At 70.0% G+C, this 16,599-nt stretch carries 25 protein-coding genes and 1 pseudogene; 22 read left to right on the forward strand and 4 right to left on the reverse strand.

What is annotated here, in order from left to right:
• Positions 1-94: 94 nt before the first annotated feature.
• A complete protein-coding gene (locus MM438_RS10360; protein ID WP_241452399.1) occupies positions 95-1,261 on the reverse strand; it encodes a bifunctional metallophosphatase/5'-nucleotidase in 1,167 nt (388 codons plus the stop codon).
• Positions 1,255-1,995 (reverse strand): metallophosphoesterase family protein, encoded by a 741-nt coding sequence (locus MM438_RS10365; RefSeq protein ID WP_241452400.1) that lies wholly within the window; start codon positions 1,993-1,995, stop codon positions 1,255-1,257. The genes MM438_RS10360 and MM438_RS10365 overlap by 7 nt, the downstream gene beginning before the upstream one ends.
• A 404-nt stretch (positions 1,996-2,399) precedes the next feature.
• Here MM438_RS10365 and MM438_RS10370 point away from each other — a divergent pair, with 404 nt between their 5' ends.
• The 3 genes and pseudogenes from MM438_RS10370 (at position 2,400) to MM438_RS10380 (ending at position 4,869) form a co-directional block, all read left to right on the forward strand.
• Entirely contained in the window at positions 2,400-3,329 is a 930-nt protein-coding gene (locus tag MM438_RS10370; RefSeq protein WP_241452401.1) for an antirestriction protein ArdA, read from the forward strand.
• A 22-nt stretch (positions 3,330-3,351) separates the two neighbouring features.
• A pseudogene (locus MM438_RS10375) lies at positions 3,352-3,432 on the forward strand (excalibur calcium-binding domain-containing protein); the annotation flags it as partial.
• Between the two features lie 225 nt (positions 3,433-3,657).
• On the forward strand, positions 3,658-4,869 hold the full coding sequence (locus tag MM438_RS10380) for a tyrosine-type recombinase/integrase (protein ID WP_241452402.1): 1,212 nt from the start codon (positions 3,658-3,660) through the stop codon (positions 4,867-4,869).
• Positions 4,870-5,136: 267 nt separating this feature from the next.
• Here MM438_RS10380 and MM438_RS10385 read toward each other — a convergent pair whose 3' ends face one another.
• The gene (locus MM438_RS10385) at positions 5,137-5,529 is read right to left on the reverse strand and encodes a hypothetical protein (protein WP_241452403.1); all 393 of its coding nucleotides are present in this window, start codon (positions 5,527-5,529) and stop codon (positions 5,137-5,139) included.
• Positions 5,530-5,826: 297 nt separating this feature from the next.
• Between MM438_RS10385 and MM438_RS10390 the strand changes: the two genes are divergently transcribed.
• The 19 genes from MM438_RS10390 (at position 5,827) to MM438_RS10480 (ending at position 15,927) form a co-directional block, all read left to right on the forward strand.
• A complete protein-coding gene (locus MM438_RS10390; RefSeq protein ID WP_241452404.1) occupies positions 5,827-6,084 on the forward strand; it encodes a helix-turn-helix domain-containing protein in 258 nt (85 codons plus the stop codon).
• 14 nt (positions 6,085-6,098) lie between these two features.
• Entirely contained in the window at positions 6,099-6,305 is a 207-nt protein-coding gene (locus tag MM438_RS10395; protein WP_241452406.1) for a helix-turn-helix domain-containing protein, read from the forward strand.
• Between the two features lie 92 nt (positions 6,306-6,397).
• Positions 6,398-6,892, forward strand: coding sequence for a hypothetical protein (locus MM438_RS10400; protein ID WP_241452407.1), 495 nt, complete (start codon positions 6,398-6,400; stop codon positions 6,890-6,892).
• A 1-nt stretch (position 6,893) separates the two neighbouring features.
• Entirely contained in the window at positions 6,894-7,046 is a 153-nt protein-coding gene (locus MM438_RS10405; protein WP_241452408.1) for a hypothetical protein, read from the forward strand.
• Complete coding sequence (locus MM438_RS10410) at positions 7,043-7,447, forward strand: hypothetical protein (protein ID WP_241452409.1); 405 nt, start codon at positions 7,043-7,045, stop codon at positions 7,445-7,447. The genes MM438_RS10405 and MM438_RS10410 overlap by 4 nt, the downstream gene beginning before the upstream one ends.
• Positions 7,444-8,319, forward strand: coding sequence for a YqaJ viral recombinase family nuclease (locus MM438_RS10415; protein ID WP_241452410.1), 876 nt, complete (start codon positions 7,444-7,446; stop codon positions 8,317-8,319). Before MM438_RS10410 ends, MM438_RS10415 begins: the two co-directional genes overlap by 4 nt.
• 5 nt (positions 8,320-8,324) lie before the next feature.
• Positions 8,325-9,230 (forward strand): recombinase RecT, encoded by a 906-nt coding sequence (locus MM438_RS10420; RefSeq protein WP_241452411.1) that lies wholly within the window; start codon positions 8,325-8,327, stop codon positions 9,228-9,230.
• 23 nt (positions 9,231-9,253) lie between these two features.
• Positions 9,254-9,397 carry a hypothetical protein gene (locus tag MM438_RS10425; RefSeq protein WP_241452412.1) on the forward strand — a complete coding sequence of 48 codons (144 nt, stop codon included), beginning with the start codon at positions 9,254-9,256 and terminating at the stop codon, positions 9,395-9,397.
• A 75-nt stretch (positions 9,398-9,472) separates the two neighbouring features.
• Positions 9,473-10,417, forward strand: coding sequence for a helix-turn-helix domain-containing protein (locus MM438_RS10430; protein WP_241452413.1), 945 nt, complete (start codon positions 9,473-9,475; stop codon positions 10,415-10,417).
• Entirely contained in the window at positions 10,414-10,680 is a 267-nt protein-coding gene (locus tag MM438_RS10435; protein ID WP_241452414.1) for a WhiB family transcriptional regulator, read from the forward strand. The genes MM438_RS10430 and MM438_RS10435 overlap by 4 nt, the downstream gene beginning before the upstream one ends.
• Before the next feature lie 24 nt (positions 10,681-10,704).
• Complete coding sequence (locus tag MM438_RS10440) at positions 10,705-11,715, forward strand: hypothetical protein (RefSeq protein WP_241452415.1); 1,011 nt, start codon at positions 10,705-10,707, stop codon at positions 11,713-11,715.
• Complete coding sequence (locus MM438_RS10445; RefSeq protein WP_241452416.1) at positions 11,712-12,197, forward strand: hypothetical protein; 486 nt, start codon at positions 11,712-11,714, stop codon at positions 12,195-12,197. The genes MM438_RS10440 and MM438_RS10445 overlap by 4 nt, the downstream gene beginning before the upstream one ends.
• A 43-nt stretch (positions 12,198-12,240) precedes the next feature.
• Complete coding sequence (locus tag MM438_RS10450) at positions 12,241-13,221, forward strand: hypothetical protein (RefSeq protein ID WP_241452418.1); 981 nt, start codon at positions 12,241-12,243, stop codon at positions 13,219-13,221.
• Positions 13,218-13,598: a hypothetical protein gene (locus MM438_RS10455; protein ID WP_241452420.1), complete on the forward strand. Its 381-nt coding sequence runs from the start codon at positions 13,218-13,220 to the stop codon at positions 13,596-13,598. The genes MM438_RS10450 and MM438_RS10455 overlap by 4 nt, the downstream gene beginning before the upstream one ends.
• Positions 13,595-14,236 (forward strand): hypothetical protein, encoded by a 642-nt coding sequence (locus MM438_RS10460; RefSeq protein ID WP_241452422.1) that lies wholly within the window; start codon positions 13,595-13,597, stop codon positions 14,234-14,236. Before MM438_RS10455 ends, MM438_RS10460 begins: the two co-directional genes overlap by 4 nt.
• Positions 14,233-14,610, forward strand: a complete 378-nt coding sequence (locus tag MM438_RS16760; RefSeq protein WP_241452423.1) for a hypothetical protein — start codon at positions 14,233-14,235, stop codon at positions 14,608-14,610. The genes MM438_RS10460 and MM438_RS16760 overlap by 4 nt, the downstream gene beginning before the upstream one ends.
• Positions 14,611-14,651: 41 nt before the next feature.
• On the forward strand, positions 14,652-14,972 hold the full coding sequence (locus MM438_RS16765; RefSeq protein ID WP_241452424.1) for a DUF4326 domain-containing protein: 321 nt from the start codon (positions 14,652-14,654) through the stop codon (positions 14,970-14,972).
• Positions 14,969-15,394 carry a hypothetical protein gene (locus MM438_RS10475; RefSeq protein WP_241452425.1) on the forward strand — a complete coding sequence of 142 codons (426 nt, stop codon included), beginning with the start codon at positions 14,969-14,971 and terminating at the stop codon, positions 15,392-15,394. Before MM438_RS16765 ends, MM438_RS10475 begins: the two co-directional genes overlap by 4 nt.
• Entirely contained in the window at positions 15,391-15,927 is a 537-nt protein-coding gene (locus MM438_RS10480; RefSeq protein ID WP_241452426.1) for a hypothetical protein, read from the forward strand. The genes MM438_RS10475 and MM438_RS10480 overlap by 4 nt, the downstream gene beginning before the upstream one ends.
• Before the next feature lie 248 nt (positions 15,928-16,175).
• Here the strand turns inward: MM438_RS10480 and MM438_RS10485 are convergent, their stop codons facing one another.
• Complete coding sequence (locus MM438_RS10485; protein ID WP_241452427.1) at positions 16,176-16,415, reverse strand: hypothetical protein; 240 nt, start codon at positions 16,413-16,415, stop codon at positions 16,176-16,178.
• Positions 16,416-16,599: the final 184 nt, after the last annotated feature.

Consider the following 16,599-nt stretch of genomic DNA (forward strand, 5'->3'; position numbering starts at 1 on the left):
GGCGTGCATCCGACACTATGACGAGAAGGCTCCCTCCCCCGCTCGCGGCGGGTGAGGGAGCCTTCTCGTCGTACGGCCGAGATCTCGACCAGGCTCACCGCAGGACGATGCGGTCCAGCGGGGCCGGGGTGTAGGGCGAGTGGCTGCTCAGGTAGGCCGCGAACGCGTCGATGTCCAGGCCACCGATCAGCTTGTCGGTGCCCTCCTTGAAGACCGGGAAGCCGTCGCCACCGTCGGACAGGAAGTTGTTGGTGACGATGCGATAGGTCGTGCCGGAGTCGTTCGCGACGGGCTTGCCGTCGAGCGTCACGTTGCTGATCGCGCCGGCCGCGGTGTGCTCGTAGCGCAACCCCTTGCTGACCTGCAGCACCTTGACGAAGGACGCGTTCGCCCCGGTGAACTGCTGGCCGAGCAGGGTGTAGATCTGCGCACCGGTCAGGTCCATGGACACGAGGTAGTTGTTGAACGGCTGGACCTGGAAGGCCTCCTCGTAGGTCACCACGCCGTCGCCCTCGGCGCCCGACGCCGTGTAGGTCAGGTCGGTCCGGATGCCACCGGGGTTCATGAACGCGACGACCGGCTTGACGCCGCCGCGGATCACCGAGGGGTCGGCGAGCTGGGCGTCGGCGATCAGGTCGCCGAGGGCGGACTCGCCGGCGGCGTTCTGCGTCTTGGTGACGTCGGTGGTGATCCGGCCGAGCACCGTGCCCGCGATCGCCTTGACGTACTCCTTGTGCTTCGCGATCAGCGCGCTGACGGCCGGGTCCGGCGTCTGGGTGCGGGAGACGACGACGTTGTTGACCGTGACCGAGCTGCGCACGACGTCGCCGGCCTTGGTGTCGAACGTCATCCGCGCGTCGGTGACCAGGCGGCCGAAGGACAGCGCCGAGGTGACGTAGCGCGGCTGACCGGCGGGGTCGGGGACGTCGCAGACGTAGGACTGGTGGGTGTGCCCGGTCATCACCAGGTCGAACTGCGGGGACAGCCCGCGCGCGATCGGCAGGATGTCGGACCTGGGGTCCAGCTTGCCGCCCTTGGCGCAGGTGACGTCGTACGCCGGGTTGACCGGGTAGGTCTTGCCGTCCGGCGCCGTCCACTGCTGCTGCTCGAGCGAGCCGCCCTGGTGGACCATGGCGACGACGGCCTTGACGCCACGCCGCTGCAGCTCCTTGGCGGCGGCGTTCATGGTGGTGACCTCGTCGCGGAACTCCAGGCCGGCCACCCCGGCCTGGCTGACGATGTCGGGGGTGGCCTTCAGCACGGCGCCCACGAAGCCGACCGGCACTCCCCGACCATCTTGATGGTGTATGCCGGAAGGACCGTGCGGTTGGTGCCCCGGTAGAACACGTTGGCGGCGACCATCGGGTAGGCCGCACCGTCGTAAGAACCGTCCGGGCAGGAGTTCTGGTTGTCCTTGCCGTCGCCGTCGGGCAGGCAGCCGCCCTTGATCAGGCGCAGCATCTCCTGGTAGCCCTCGTCGAACTCGTGGTTGCCGATGGTGCCGACGCCGACGCGCATGAGGTTCATCGCCTCGATGGTGGGCTCGTCGTGGAAGGCCGCGGACAGCAGCGGCGACGCGCCGACCTGGTCGCCCATGGCGGCGGTGACGGTGCGGGCCTGGCCCTGTCGCAGCGTCTTGAGGGTGGTGGCGAGGTAGGCCGCGCCGCCCGCGTCGACGGTGACGTCGACGGCCTTGCCCGCGGTCGGGTCGATCCTGTGGTCGACGACCACGCGGCCGGAGGAGCCCGCAGGCGCCTCGAGGTTGCCGTGGAAGTCGTTGAAGCCCAGCACCTGCAGGTCGACGAGCTTGCCCTTGCCGGGCGGGGTCTTGCCGGGGTGCGGGTGACCGGGCCTGCCGGGGGCGGGGTGGCCGGGCCTGCCCGGGGCCGGCGTGGGCGTGGGGCAGCTCGGGTCGGCGACGGCCGGGGCGGCGGCGGTGACGGTGACCAGACCGGCGATGACGGCGGCCGTGCGCATGGAGCGGAAACGAGACATGACTCTCCCTGGGAGGGTTGCTCACCCGCGTCGTCGGGTGGCGGGCGAGGACCGGGTCTCGGGGCGAGTCCGGTCGGGGTGACCATGCCCGGCGCGCCCCTGCGCGCGTCGGACCTGGTCGCCGCCGCCCCTCAGCGTGCGGCACGATGGCGCCCCACGGCCCATCCTGCGGTGACCGTCGGGTAACCGCCAGGCGACATCTTCGCGACGCCGCCACCCTGGGTGAAGCGCTCTGCGATGACGTGTGACGCATCGTCACGTAGGCGCCCTGTCCGAGCGGAGTTGACCGGACATAACGCCCACCTTCGTCGGCGGCCACGAGCAGGCCGTTCGCCGCGCCATACCGTCGTGCCAGACGTCGCACCGGACACCCTGTCCGAGGCCAGGACCATGAAGGAGGCATCATGTCGGGCACCCCCCTCAGCGACCGCGACCGTCGCCGCTCGACCAGCCACCCCGAGCACCTGGCGGAGATCGGGTGGATGCGCGAGCACCACCGGCCGGCCGCCTGGATCGACGCTGCTCTCGACGAGGACCTGGCGCGCCACGGCGAGGTCGGCGCAGCCCTGTGCCACGTCATCGGCGCACACCTCGAGCCGGAGCCGGAGAGCCCGCTCGGCGAGTTCGTCGTCTACGACATCCTGCGCCCCGCAGCCGTGCTCGCCCAGCTCGACGAGATCGAGCGCCAGCTGTCCGTGCGGGTCCGCGGCGGTGACCTGCCCGAGCCGCCCACCCGCCGCAGCGCCTGGCTGGAGGCGCTGCGCGGCTTCTGCGAGCAGGCCGACGCCCTCGGCTCCGCGGGCCGCGAGCGCGACGCGGAGCCCCGGCCGATGCTCTACGTCGCCCGCGCCACCTGCCGGGTCGGCGCCTGGATCGACATGACCCGCCCCGAGCGCACCGTCGAGGAGGCGCTCGCCGCACTGCCCGGCGATCCCACCGACACCGACTGGACCGTCCAGGGACGACTCGGGTTCTACGGCGTCTATCCCCTCGCCCAGCCCGAGCTGTGGACCATGCACGCGCTCGGCCAGGGCATCGACCGCCACGGCGAGGCCTATGCGGCGTATGCCGAGTACACCTTCCAGCAGGGCATGAGCGAGCACGACTTCGAGGCGCGCTACCGCGGGCACGTCCGGCTGCTCGAGGAGTTCGTGCACGCCCAGGCCGCCGAGCGCGGGTGGCTCGCGGCGATCGCCCGCCTCAACGCCGTCGAGGGGCTCGCGGGCGCCGTCCAGCTGGACCTGGACCTGCTGACGCGCCACGTGTTCTCGACCGGGTACTCCTACGAGCCCGGACGGGCCGGCTTCCACATCTTCGGGCCGCCGACGCTCTGACCCGGCGGGCCGAGCGTCGGGCGCGGCGCCGCTGCACCGGGGCGAGCCGGGATCCTCGCGCACGCTGGACCGGGACGACGACGGCGTGGCCTGCGAGAAGTGAGCCGACATGTCGAGGTCCCCTGACCCGCGGCAGGTCAGGGGACCTCGACATGTGCGCGCCCCCAGCAGGACTCGAACCTGCAACCGTCGGATTAGAAGACCGACGGTCTACAGGGCGTAGCGCACCACAGGACGCCATGGGATGCTTTACCACGACGAACCACAACGAACCACAACGAGCGGCGCGACTGACCGATCGACTGACCGCCGCACGGACGGAGCACCCATGGCACGGACCCCAGGATCGGGCAGCATCTACCAACGCTCCAGCGACGGCCGCTGGGTCGCCCAGATCGAGAACGGCTACACCACCAACGGCCGCCGCCGCTACCGAACCAAGATGGCCGCCACCAAGACCGAGGCCAACGCACTGCTGCGCCAGCTGCAGCGCGAGCAGCACCAGGGCATCACCGAGACAAGCCGGACCACCGTCAAGACATGGACCGACGAGTGGCTCCCCCGCCACGCCGAGCACGCCCGCCCCCGCGTCTACGCCACCGACGCCTCCCGCGTCAACCGGTACATCCTGCCCACCATCGGCCGACGCCGACTGACCGACCTGACCCCCGCCGACATACGATCCGTAGCCTCAGCCGTCACGGCCGCAGGTCAGTCCTCGACGACAGCGCACCACGTCCACGGCCTCCTCATCCGCATCCTCAAGGACGCCGACATCGAAGGACACCCCGTACCCGGCCGGCTCTTCCGCATCCCCCGCCCCTCCACCGCACCCAGCGACCGCGAGGCCCTGACCATCCCCCAGGCCGCCGCCGTCCTCGACGCCGCCCACCGCACCCCCCACGCCGCCCGCTGGGTCGCCGCCCTCCTCCAGGGCCTCCGCCAGGGAGAGGCCCTCGGCCTCACCTGGGACGCCGTCGACCTCGACCGCGGCACCATCGAGATCGCCTGGCAGCTCCAAGAGCTGCCCCTGCTCGAGAAGGGCAACCCTGCCGCTGGTTACCGGCTGCCGCCCGGCGTGCATGTCCGGGCCCTGCACGGCGGCTACCACCTCGTGCCGCCGAAGACGAAGTCCGGGTACCGGATCGTTCCGCTCGTCCCTTGGATGCACGCTGCTCTCACCCAGTGGCGCGAGCAGGCGCCACCCAACCCGTGGGGCCTGGTATGGACCGGCAGCGATCCCCGCTACGACGGCGGGCGCATCATCCCCACCAGCGCAGACGCCGACCGCCGTGAGTGGGCACGCCTCCAGGACGCCGCCGGTGTGCGCCACCCCACCGGCCGCCGCTACACCCTCCACGAGGCCCGACACACCACCGCCACCATGCTCCTCGAGCTCGGCGTCGACCCGAAGGTCGTCATCACGATCATGGGGCACTCGTCGATTCTGTCCACCGACGCCTACCGGCACGTCTCGACGACGATGGCGCGCAAGGCTCTTGACCAGGTCGCGGAGAGGCTGGGCTTGCCGCCTGCGTGACCGTACGGCGAGGGGCCCGCACCAGCTGGTGCGGGCCCCTCGTTGCTGTTTCCCTACCCTCTTGCCTCTCGGCCCTCGTCGTAGCCCGCACGCCACACTGCGCGGAGCTTGCGTCGCTGGCTGGAGACGGTGATGGCTAGGCCTGCGGCGATGACCGCCTCTGCCATGAGCCCTACCGTGAGGTACCACTCCCTGCTGAATGCCACGGTCTTCCTCCTCATGGGGTGCAGCCACCCAACCACAGGATGAGACGGTTGGCCCGGTATGTCACCCGGTAGGGGCAATCCTCCGGCGGAGAAGGTCGGCGAGGACAGCTGCTCGGTCGGCTCCGCTGCCGGGGCCGTCAAGCACGGCGCGTACCCGGTCGTCGGCCTCGACGATGTCGATGACATCGGCCGCGGATACGGCCCAGGAGCCCTCGATCTCGCCTGGCTGGACGTAGCCGCAGTCAAGAAGTGCGGCGTTCAGGACGCGCAGATAGGGGTAGCCGCAGATCCGGGCGATGCCGCGCATCGTCTCGACGGTCGGGAGGTCCGACATCGTCTTCCACCGGGCGGGGGCAGAGCGTGCGAGGCCGAGGCGCCGGGCGATCTGCGCGTCGGGCACCGGCCAGTCCTGGGCGTCCTTGTAGGCCTGGACCAGGTCCCATAGAGCTCCCACGCGACGTCCTCCTTCTGTGGTCATACCAAGATACTCGTCAGTAGCGTCGCCTCACACAAGCCGCGGCGTACACCAGAACTGATGCATGCGGCACCCTCTGGCGTACACCACGCTACGTGCTCAGCGCCTCCATATCTAGCGTCTGACCAGGTAAAAGCCACTCCAGCCACAGCGCACGCCTTGCCGCGACGTACACCATTGGGCTACTTTCTGACCCTAACCGCTGTACACCACGACCCGGAAAGGGCTACAGTGATCACACGACCCCGCAAAGTCACCAAGCAGAGAGAGGTCTGGATGCAACTCCGCGACCACCGGATGCTCCGCGAAGCCATCACCGCACGTGGGCTCACGCAGCGCGGCATCGCCCGAGCCGTCGGCCACGCCAGCCCCAGCCACATCAACGCCCTCGCCACCGGGAAGAAGACCAGCACCAGCCCCCAGACGGCGCTCCTCATCGAGAGGTGGCTCGGCGTCCCCGCCGGCTCCCTCTTCGAGCCACGAACGTCCCTTGATGAGCAACGCAAAGTCCACTGCACCGAGACGGCAGCCTGACCATGCCTACCCAGATGCCCACAGACGCAACGGAACTCATCGCTGTCACCCGCCCCAAGGCCGCCGAGCTCACCGGCCTGCCCGAGAGCACCATCCACGCCGCCATCCACTCCGACGGCCGCACCACCCCACGCCTACGAGCCCGCCGCATCGGCCGTCGCATCGTCATCCCCATCACCGACCTGCGCGACTGGATCGCCCAGCTCGACGAGGTCGCCTGACCCCCTCCGCAACACGCCGCAGGGCCGGCCCGAAGGAACCCCGCCAGGAGAACCGAAGCCGGACCGGCCCCACTCACCGAGGAGTATCCCACATGCACCGCACGAACGACCTGTACAGCGTCGACACGACCACCGACGGGACGACCTGGGCCGCCGAGCTCACTCCCTCCCACGACCACACCGCGCGCCTTCTCCTGAGCCTCGCCGTGGTCCTGCGCGACGACCGGTGGGCCGGGCTCCGCACGCTCACGGCCACCCGCGAGTGGCCCACCACCAGCGAGATCGCTACCGCCGTCGGCGGTCACGACGTCCTGCGCTCCATCACGAAGGTCCTCACCGTCACGATCGACGGTGACACCACCGTCGACAACAGCGCCACGGACGGGCTCCCCGCACACCTGCTCTCCCACCGCTCCCCCGGGGCAACCCGCCCCGCCGCCGAGCCCCGCGACTGCCACTGCGGCGACTACGCCACCCCCGGCAGCGAGCTGTGCGGCACCTGCCTGCGCCGCGAAGAGGACGCCGCCGACGCGGACCGCGCCGCGATGCGCCGTGACCAGGACCTCACCTACCGGATCGGGGCCTGACATGTGGGACTACGACACCACCCCGGCGCCGGCCTGGGCCACCGCGACCCTCGACACCCACGGCGAGCACGACGACCTCGATCTCTTCGACGACTACGACCGAGCCGCCGACCACGCCTACCCGTCCGAGATCACCCAGGGGGCGACGGCATGAGCATCCCCGAGATCAGCGACCAGACCTGGGCCGTGTTCTGGATGACCCTGTCCCTGGCCGTCCTCGCCTGGTGGTACCTCATCCACCACGGAGGCAACTGGGAGCACGACGAAGACCCCGTCCAGGAGCCCATCGGCCGATCCCCGTCCCGGATCTACCCCGGCGCCACCCCCGAGCAGCGCATCGCCGCTCGCCTGCACGTCCACCCCGACGAGCCAGTCCAACTGCACTGCCCCTACGACGGCACCACGATGCTCGTCCCAGCCCGCAGCATCCACACCTACTGCTGCCCCACCTGCGTCGCCAAGCACGACCAGGCCAAGGCCGCCACTCGCGCCCGCCGCCGGGTCCCCGCAGAGATCGCCCACCTCGACTGGACCCCCACGGACGGTGCCGCATGAGCACCGTGCAGAAAGTCACCGGCCATGACCCAGGAAGCCCCGAGTGGGCCCGGAAGATGAGCGGCTCGAAGATCGCCGCCGCCCTCGGAATCTCCCCCTGGACCAGCCCATTCCACGCCTGGCACCTCCTCGCCGGCACCATCCCCCCCGAACCCGACAACGAGGTGCTCGAGTTCGGGCGCGACGCCGAGCCGATGATGCGCGCCTGGTTCACCCGCCACACCGGCATCACCGTCGTCGAGTCCGCCACCTACGAGCTCGACGGGTGGCTCCTCGCCACCCCCGACGGCGAGGCCGACTGCGGAGGGCTCCTGGAGATCAAGACGGCCGGCGAAGAGTGGGAGTGGCGGCACTACCCCAGCGACGACTCCGACGAGTGGGTACGTGCCCTGCCCCCGCACTACGAGGTGCAGGTCCAGACCCAGCTCGGTGTGACCGGCCGCGATCACGCGCACATCGCGGTGCTGTTCAAGCAGGGCTGCGCGCGGGAGACCTTCCGCGTCGACGCTGACCCGGACGTGTTCACGTACATCACCGCGGAGGCCCGCGCGTTCCTCGACTCCGTGGACGCCGGGGTGCAGCCCCCGCTCGACGGCGCCACCAGCACATTCCGGGCGCTGCGGCACCTGCACACGCAGATCACCGACGACGACATCGACGTCGACCCGTGGCTCGCGTGGTGCATCACCGATGCGAAGACCCGTCACCAGGACGCCGAGGCCGCGCTGCAGCGCGCGAAGAACCTCGCGCTGCACCACCTCGGCGACGCCCGCCGCCTCACCAGCGACGGCCGCTGGGTCGCCCGACGCCAGCCCTGCCGCGGCGGCGTCTCCCTCTACCTCAACACCCACCCCGCCACCAAGGAGAAGTGAGCCTCATGACCACCATCACCCAGGCCGTCGCCCAGCGCGAGCAGGACCAGCAGGGCCCCGGCGCCCTCATCCAGCGGTACAGCAACGACTTCGCCACGGTCCTGCCCACCCACATCAAGCCCGAGACGTGGGTGCGCCTCGCCTCCGGTGCGCTCAAGAAGGGCAAGCAGGACCCCCGCACCGGGCGATTCGAGCTGGAGATCGCCGCGATGAACAACCCCAGCATCTTCCTCGCGAGCCTCTTGGAAGCGGCCCGCCTCGGACTCGCCCCCGGCTCAGCGGAGTACTACCTCACGCCCCGGAAGGTGAAGGGCCAGCTGGAGATCCTCGGGATCGTCGGCTACCAGGGGTACATCGAGTTGATGTACCGGGCCGGCGCGATCAGCAGCGTCGTCGTCGAGGTCGTCCGCGACAGCGACCGCTTCACGTTCCGGCCCGGCCGCGACGAGATCCCCCAGCACGACATCGACTGGGACGCCGAGGATCGCGGGAAGCTGCGGCTCGTGTACGCGTACGCGCGGATGAAGGACGGCGCGTACTCCAAGGTGGTCGTGCTCAACCGGGCCGGGATCGAGCGGATCAAGAGGTCGAGTCAGGGCGCGCACAGCGAGTACTCCCCGTGGCAGCAGCACGAGGAGGCCATGTGGATGAAGTCGGCGGTCCGGCAGCTGCGGAAGTGGGTGCCCACGTCCGCGGAGTACATCCGGGAGCAGATGCGCGCGGCCCGTGACGTCGTCCAGGAGAGCACGAACCTGTCGCCGGAGCTGGTGCAGGTCGCGGGAGAGGCCGTGCACCGCACCACCGGGGAGATCCTCGACGCCGACGTCGAGGTCGAGCCTGATCTGGAGGAGCCGCCCGCCGGCTACGACGCGTCCGGTGCCGGGTTGCCGGCGTTCGGTGGGGACGAGTGACCGGACCGCGGTGGCGGTGCTGGGTGAAGGGCTGCCCGCGGTACGGGCAGTGGGCGCCGCTGCGGTGGCCCGACGAGGCCCGATCCCACTACCGCACCTACCACTACCGGCGGCCCGGGCGCCAGGACGCCGGCACCACCCCGGGCGAGTACGCCACCCGAGCGTGACGCTCCTCTCCGCCCCACCCCGCGCCGGGTGGGGCGGGGGAAGCACCACGAACCCCGCCACAGGAGGAACCACCGATGACCACCCCAGCCATGCCGGCCCCGTGCCTGCACACCCACACCACCCACCAGCACGGCACCCATGCCTGCTACGTCCTCGACCGCTGCCGCTGCCAGCCGTGCCGGGCCGCCGCAGCCGAGTACGAGCGCAAGAGGGTCCGCCGCAACGCCTACGGCCGCGCCAACCTCATCGACGCGGGACCGGTCCGCGACCACGTCCACGCGCTCCAGGCTGCAGGCCTCGGCCGGCGGCGGATCGCGGAGCTCGCCGGTGTCTCCTCATCGGTGCTGACCAACCTGCTCTACCCCACCGCCGACCGTGAACAGAGCAGCAGGGTTACGCGAGCCACCGCGGAGAAGGTCCTCGCCGTCCGTGCCGCCCCGGCTGCTGCAGCAGCCGGGGCGCGGGTCTCCTCCGTTGGGACCCGCCGCCGCCTCCAGGCCCTCGTCGCCGTCGGCTGGTCCCAGGCCAAGCTCGCTGAGCGCCTCGGCGTCACCCGCAGTGCCATCAACCACATCGTGGCCGGTGCCTCCGGCCACGTCACCAACGCGACCGCGCAGGCCGTCATCTGTCTGTACGACGAGCTGTGGGACCAGGCCCCGCCCCAGGGCAACCACCGTGACCGCATCGCGGCGTCCCGTACCCGCAGCTACGCGAAGGCCCGCGGGTGGGCTCCGCCGCTCGCGTGGGACGACGACGCCATCGACGACCCGTCCGCCACCGCCGACCTGGGTGATAGCACCCCCATGCCAGGCAGGGCGGGCACCCACATCGAAGACGTCGAGTGCCTCGCCAGCAGCGGAGCAGGCCGTGAGGAGACGGCTGCTCGTCTCGGTGTCGAGTGGGAGTCAGTCTCCAGAGCGTGTGTCCGCGCCGGGCGCAGCGACCTGATCGACCGCATCGACCGCAACGACTTCGTGTGCGGTCGTGAGCGTCGCTCTACCGGGAAGGCCGCCGCGTGATCCCCCTGACCAATCTCCCCCGGCTCCGCGAGGACGCCGTGTGCGCCACCACCGACCCCGAGCTCTTCTACCCCCAGAAGGGGGAGATGCCCAAGGTGCGTGCCGCGCAGCAGATCTGCCGGTCCTGCCCGGCCATGGTCGAGTGCCGGGAGTGGGCCATCGCCCACGGCGAGGACCACGGCGTGTGGGGCGGTACCACGCCCCGGGAGCGCCTGCGGATCCGCCGCGACCGGGCCGCCACCACCGCCACCGACGCCGCCTGACCTACCTGAGACCGGAGACCGAAGATGCTGTTGAAGCCCAAGATGCGCGGGTTCAAGCCGTCGATCTGGACCGATGACGCCTTCGTCGAGCTCGAGCCCCTGGCCCGGCTCCTGTACATGGGCATGTGGAACTGGGCGTGCGACAACGGGCACCTCACCGATGTGCCACGGCAGCTGCGCCGGCTGATCCTTCCCGATGATGCCTGCGACGCGGATGCTCTCGTGCAGGCGATCGCCGATGTGGGGCTGATCTCCCGCGAGGGCGGGTGGATCACGGTGCGGGGGCTGACAAAGCACCAGAAGCTCGACCACCGCTACTACGTGACGTGTGACTGCCCCGGGTGCGAGCTGCCGGAGAAGGTGCAGGAGGCGATCGAGAAGCGTCGCGCGGAGCGAGCCGAGGCGATGCGCCGCCAGCGCGAGAAAGGTAGGACCGCCACACACAGTGATGACGATGTGACAGAAAGAATTGATACGCCGGGTAGTGAGATGGAGTCGGGCAGTGATGATTCCACCACCTCAGGGACAGTGCACACCGTGCACACTGACAGTGCACACCGTGCACACGCGTGTGCACGCGTTGAAGGTGAAGGTGAAGGTGAAGGGGAAGGTGAAGGGGAAGAACTACTACTACTCACCTCTCCCACAACGTCACCCCACCCAACGCGCGCGAACGAAGCAACGATCACCACGCTCCCCAACACACCCGGGAACGACGACGCCTTCGAGCAGCTCTGGCAGTCCTGGCCCGCCTTCCGCCGCCGCGAGAAGACCAAGGCCTACGCCGCCTGGCACCAAGCCACCCGCACCACCCCACCCAGCTCGATCCTCGAAGGCCTCGCCCGCTACGCCGACGCTGTCGCCCGCGGATGGGAGGAAGAGCGCTTCGTCCCCAAGCCCCACAACTGGATCCTCAAGCAGGGCTGGACCGACGAGTACGCCCCCCGCCCCGTCACCCGCACCACCAGCCAGCAAGCCGCCCACGACATCAACACCCGCCTCGCCCAGATCGCAGCCGAAGGGGAACCCGCATGAACCGCCCCGCCGCCGCACGCATCGTCCGAGCAGCACGAGCAGCCGGCCTCCACATCCCCGCCGACGACATCGACGTCACCGTCGACGTGTGGGCCGGGATCCTCACCGACATCCCCTACGACGACGCCACCCAGGCCGTCATCCACCTCGCCCAGCAAGGCGACGGGTACCTCACCCCCAGACACATCCGAGAATGGGTCCGTACGGCCCGCAGACGCCGCCTAGAGGCCGCAGGGGACCTCGCACCCAACGCTGACCCCGACAGGCCCGCAGAATGGCTCACAGAGCTTCGGGCCCTCCGCAAAGCCGTCGCCGACGGCCTCACCCCCGACCAGCTCGCCACCTACCGAGCCGGCGGAGTCTCCATCACCGGCAGCCACCACAACCTCGCACTCCCCACCACCCAGACCGCCACCCCCGACGAAATCCAGACCGCGAAACGCTTCATCCATTCCCTCACCCGACCCACCCATGTAGCCTGACAAGCAACAACCCGCCCACTCAACCGAAACAAGGAACCCCGCCATGACCCAACACCACACCCCACGCGACCACTACGACACCGCCTGCCGCACCGCCCGCCTGGCCCGCACCCCCGACGACACCCGCGACGCCACAGCCTCCGCGCTCCTCGCCATCGCCGCCGTCCTCGTCCACCAGCACGAGCAGGACCAGGCCGCCGAGCAGGCCATCACCAACACCGACGCGACCGCCCTCGGCCACGCCACCCAGCGGGTCCTCGACCTCACCGCCGAGCGCGACCGCGCCCGGGACCTAGCCGCCCGCCTCGAGCTCGCCGCCCGCCTCGAGGCCGACCTCGCGCAGCGCCCCGCCGCCCCGTCCGGGCCGATCACCGAGGAGCCGCATGGTCTCGGCCACGTCGTCGTCGCGGAGTACCGATCGGATAGCCGCTCAGGGGCCATCCTCTACGTGAGGGGGGCGGGCGAGCGGCAGCCGTGGCTCAGCGAGAGGGGGAAGGTCGCATGGGGAGGGCTGCGCAACCCCAGATGGGCGACGCCGGAGGAGATCCGCACCGGCACCGTCCAGGACGAGCAGCCTGCCACCGCCCCGGACCACCCCGAGCACCTGGAGGGTTACGAGGCCTACGACTCCGCCGCGCTTGGCACCATCGCGGACGATGGAATGGGCGGCGCACACTCCTTGATCACTCGGCACGTGGACGGGTGTCAGTGCGGCGACAGAACCCGCGTCCTTGCCTGGTCTAGGCGCCGCGTCGTGCGGTGGGGCTTCGGCCCAGGCTGGGAGCCCGGCACCAACGTTACCGACCTCGCTGACGAGGCCCCCGAGGGCGTCATCCTGGTCGACTGCGACGGGGACTACTGGCGAGCGGCGGCAAACGGGTACCTCCTCAACTGGCACGCCGGCAGGGGAATCTGGCTCGCCGCTGGCAAGGTCGGGAACGTAGCGCGCTTCGCCCCGATTCGGGTCGCGACGAACGAGCAGCTGCGCGCCGCTGGCATCCTCACCGACGGAGGCCAGGCATGAGCACCGACCTGGTCCCCCACCTGCCCTTCCGCGGTGGGTTCGTGCCAGCGCACGACCTGTCGTGGCTCGTCCGCGACCCGAACGGCGCCGCTGTGGGCGTGATCTCCGTAGCTGACCGCGCCTACCCGCCGGCGACGCTTCCCGACGGGAAGCGGTTCCCGGGGCTCCCCGCGTCGATCAACGCCCTCACCGAGGACGACGCCCGCCGCACGTTCATCGAATGCCACCCGTCCCTGGACGGCGTCCCGAGACGGCATCGGAAGAAGGCTCTCGCCACACTCATCGCCGCTGACCAGAACACCTACGAGATCACCACCCCGGCAGAGGCGTGCGACGCACTGCGCGCCGGGATGGACCAGGACGGAGACCGAGCATGAGCACCAACTTCGATAAGTACCTCGCCGAGCGCTTGCAGGACCCCGAGGTCCGCGCCGGATACGGGGCCGGGATGAACACCGCCACCGCGCACCACATCGCCGTCATTGATCTGGCGGCACCCGACAACTGGAAGATCGAGTGCCACGCCCCCGCGGACGCGTGCTGCCACATCGTGTGGGACTGTGACTGCGAGGAGTGGTCCGGCATGGAGATCATCGACGGAGTGCCGTGGCACGATGCCGGGGGAGGCGAGCCCGGGGGAGCGTGGATGCCCCCTGAGTGGCTTCCAGAGGTTGACCTCTCGGTGCAGCGCCACAGGGGACGGTTCGACCCCGCAGAGTGCAGCCTGCACTATTGGGCGCAGGAGGACGAGGGGAACCTGCACGGAGAGGTGCGGGTCCCCGTCAAGGCGGAATACGGGGGCGGCTACTACACCTTCGATGCGGCCCAGCCGACCGCGGAGAACATCCGCAAGGCGCTCGTCCATGAGTTGTACCGACCGAATGCAGAAGACATTCACCGGGCGATGGCGGGCGAGGTACTTAAGCCGGACCCGTTCTCCACAGAAACGCTGCTCGCTCGCCAGGTCAAGGCTGTGTGCGCGCTCCTCGGCATCCCCACGGAGGAGCAGTCGTGAACCGCCCTACGCCTCCCGCCTATGCCGGGGCCCTCACGTGCCCCCAGGTCATCCCGGTGTTCCACGGCAACCTCGCCCTGTCCCGCTGGGACACGGAGATACGACACCCGCTGTGCGGGCGCTGCCGAGAGGAGACGGTCTTCGACGGAGAGAACTTCGCTTGCCGCCGATGCCACCTGTACTTCGACCCAGACACCATGAAGTGCACCGCCTACTGCGACGCGCCAGGCGATGGACTGGACCACTCGTCGTGCGCCGGGTCCGGTCGCGATCTGTGCTGGTGGTGCGGTATCAACGACGCCGCCCGGAAGCACTGCACCTTCTGCGGCGGCTCCGGCCTCGCTCCGGACGACGAGGACGGAGGCGAGCAGTGAGCCCGCAGAGGATTCAGCGCCGCCGCGCCAAGGGGTGGCGCATGCCCGAGGGGGCCGTGTACGTCGGCCGCCCCACCAAGTGGGGCAACCCCTTCGGGGTGAAGCGGCTCAGCACGCGGGAGTACGTCGTCGTTGACCACCGCGGCGTGGAGTACGTCGAGGGATGGGGCGGGAAGGAGCACGCCACTCGCGTCGCCGCCCGCCTGTACGACCTGCACTCCGGCCCGGTGGGCATCTACGAGCTCGATGTCGCCGAGGTCAGGCGCGAGCTCCGGGGCCGCGACCTGGCCTGCTGGTGCCCACTCGACATGCCGTGCCACGCCGAAACCCTGCTCCGCATCGCCAACGAGGAGACCCCGTGACCGAGCTCAAGCCCGGACAGCGCGTCCGCGTCCGCGACCACTTCTACGAGGCTCTCTGCGCCGGCCAATCTGGGGTCGTCACAGATGTCCGGAGCAACGGGATGGTCCTCGTCAAGCTCAACTCGTTCACCGGCCCGCTGATATTCAACCCGGCCGACCTGGAGGAGGACGGGGACGCTATCCCCGCCCCCGGTGACCCGCGGCTCGTCGTGTACGTCGTCGAGACCCGCAGCATCGCCACGGCTGACGCGGGCTGGGAGCTGCAGACCGTCTACATCAGCGAGGACGCAGCGGAGCGGGACGCGAAGCGCTACGCGAGCCCCCAGCAGCAGGTGCGCGTCCAGTCCCTGATTGTCCAAGGCACCCAGCCCGGAGCGGTCCACGACCCGCGGCCCTGCCAGCTCGGGACCCTGGCCGGATGAGCGAGCTCCTGGCCATCGACCCCGGCAGCGAGCAGTCCGGGTGGGTCATCATCGACACCCGCACCCGCCGCCCCCTCCACCACGGGAAGGACACCAACCAGAAGATCCTCGCGATCATCCGCTCCTACGCCAACACCCCACCCGAGCAGAGGGCCGGGGTGTGGATCGAGAAAATCGGACGCATGGCCGGCACCGCCGGCGAGAGCATCTTCGAGACGTGCGTGTGGACCGGCCGGTTCATGCACGAAGCCGAACGGCTTGGCCTGCTCGTGGAGCGCGTCAAGCGCGTCCCGATCAAGGTGCACCTGCGCGTCGGGCAGAAGGGCACCGACACCGACGTGCGCCGCGCGCTGGTCGATCGTTTCGCGCCCGGCGAGCCGCGCCACGGGAAGGGCACGAAGGACGAGCCGGGCTGGTTCTACGGGTTCGCCGCCGACGCATGGCAGGCCTACGCCCTAGCCGTGTACGCCAGCGACACCCTCGAACCACCCGAGACCGCTCCACCACCCGACGAGCACGGCCAGGTAGCGTGACGGCTGTCCTGTCGAGACACGGCACCGCTGCAACGGTGACACCAGAGGCCCCAGCACCCCGCCCAGGGCGCTGGGGCCTCCCGCTACCTACACCACCCGCCGCGGCCACTGCTACCATGCGGACGTGTCAGGAAGAGCAGCTGGAGCGCCTCGTGTAGCTGCAGTGACGTCTAGCGTCCCCGCAATTGCGGGGACGTAGGAAGGCCCCACACCAAGCGGTGTGGGGCCTTCCCGTTGTGCCATGCGCACTAGCTGATCTCGCTCGTCATCACCTGGCCCTTCTCGCTGAATCGCGCCAACCGGTCCATCACCCACGACGACGCAGCTTCCAACGACTCCGCCGGCAACGTCACTGACACCACCGTCGTCGATACGTCACCAGCCCCGATCGACACGTCCGTGTACGGGATCAACGCCCTGAAGACTTCCTCCCCCAGCTCGCCCGTCAGTCGACGCTGCAGCGTCACCTGCACGCAGAACCTCTTCATGCCTAGCCTCTCCTGTCTGTCGCGCTCATCAGCCGGCCACCGTGGCAGAACCTTCCCTGTTTCCGGCACGTCATGACGTGCCGGAAACAGGGAAAGCATCCTCCGCTTCGGCTGACGCCACATGTCGTGTCAGCCGCCCGACCGTGGCGTGTGCTGTGTCAGGCCATCTCTGTCTGGCGGGGCC

This window comes from Arsenicicoccus dermatophilus (assembly GCF_022568795.1).
Lineage (GTDB): Bacteria > Actinomycetota > Actinomycetes > Actinomycetales > Dermatophilaceae > Arsenicicoccus > Arsenicicoccus dermatophilus.

Coding starts and splice junctions, on each gene's coding strand:
- MM438_RS10365 (WP_241452400.1), bottom strand. CDS start 1,995: ATGTCTCGTTTCCGCTCCATGCGCACGGCCGCCGTCATCGCCGGTCTG.
- MM438_RS10370 (WP_241452401.1), top strand. CDS start 2,400: ATGTCGGGCACCCCCCTCAGCGACCGCGACCGTCGCCGCTCGACCAGC.
- MM438_RS10380 (WP_241452402.1), top strand. CDS start 3,658: ATGGCACGGACCCCAGGATCGGGCAGCATCTACCAACGCTCCAGCGAC.
- MM438_RS10390 (WP_241452404.1), top strand. CDS start 5,827: ATGCAACTCCGCGACCACCGGATGCTCCGCGAAGCCATCACCGCACGT.
- MM438_RS10395 (WP_241452406.1), top strand. CDS start 6,099: ATGCCCACAGACGCAACGGAACTCATCGCTGTCACCCGCCCCAAGGCC.
- MM438_RS10400 (WP_241452407.1), top strand. CDS start 6,398: ATGCACCGCACGAACGACCTGTACAGCGTCGACACGACCACCGACGGG.
- MM438_RS10405 (WP_241452408.1), top strand. CDS start 6,894: ATGTGGGACTACGACACCACCCCGGCGCCGGCCTGGGCCACCGCGACC.
- MM438_RS10410 (WP_241452409.1), top strand. CDS start 7,043: ATGAGCATCCCCGAGATCAGCGACCAGACCTGGGCCGTGTTCTGGATG.
- MM438_RS10415 (WP_241452410.1), top strand. CDS start 7,444: ATGAGCACCGTGCAGAAAGTCACCGGCCATGACCCAGGAAGCCCCGAG.
- MM438_RS10420 (WP_241452411.1), top strand. CDS start 8,325: ATGACCACCATCACCCAGGCCGTCGCCCAGCGCGAGCAGGACCAGCAG.
- MM438_RS10430 (WP_241452413.1), top strand. CDS start 9,473: ATGACCACCCCAGCCATGCCGGCCCCGTGCCTGCACACCCACACCACC.
- MM438_RS10440 (WP_241452415.1), top strand. CDS start 10,705: ATGCTGTTGAAGCCCAAGATGCGCGGGTTCAAGCCGTCGATCTGGACC.
- MM438_RS10445 (WP_241452416.1), top strand. CDS start 11,712: ATGAACCGCCCCGCCGCCGCACGCATCGTCCGAGCAGCACGAGCAGCC.
- MM438_RS10450 (WP_241452418.1), top strand. CDS start 12,241: ATGACCCAACACCACACCCCACGCGACCACTACGACACCGCCTGCCGC.
- MM438_RS10455 (WP_241452420.1), top strand. CDS start 13,218: ATGAGCACCGACCTGGTCCCCCACCTGCCCTTCCGCGGTGGGTTCGTG.
- MM438_RS10460 (WP_241452422.1), top strand. CDS start 13,595: ATGAGCACCAACTTCGATAAGTACCTCGCCGAGCGCTTGCAGGACCCC.
- MM438_RS16765 (WP_241452424.1), top strand. CDS start 14,652: ATGCCCGAGGGGGCCGTGTACGTCGGCCGCCCCACCAAGTGGGGCAAC.
- MM438_RS10480 (WP_241452426.1), top strand. CDS start 15,391: ATGAGCGAGCTCCTGGCCATCGACCCCGGCAGCGAGCAGTCCGGGTGG.
- MM438_RS10485 (WP_241452427.1), bottom strand. CDS start 16,415: ATGAAGAGGTTCTGCGTGCAGGTGACGCTGCAGCGTCGACTGACGGGC.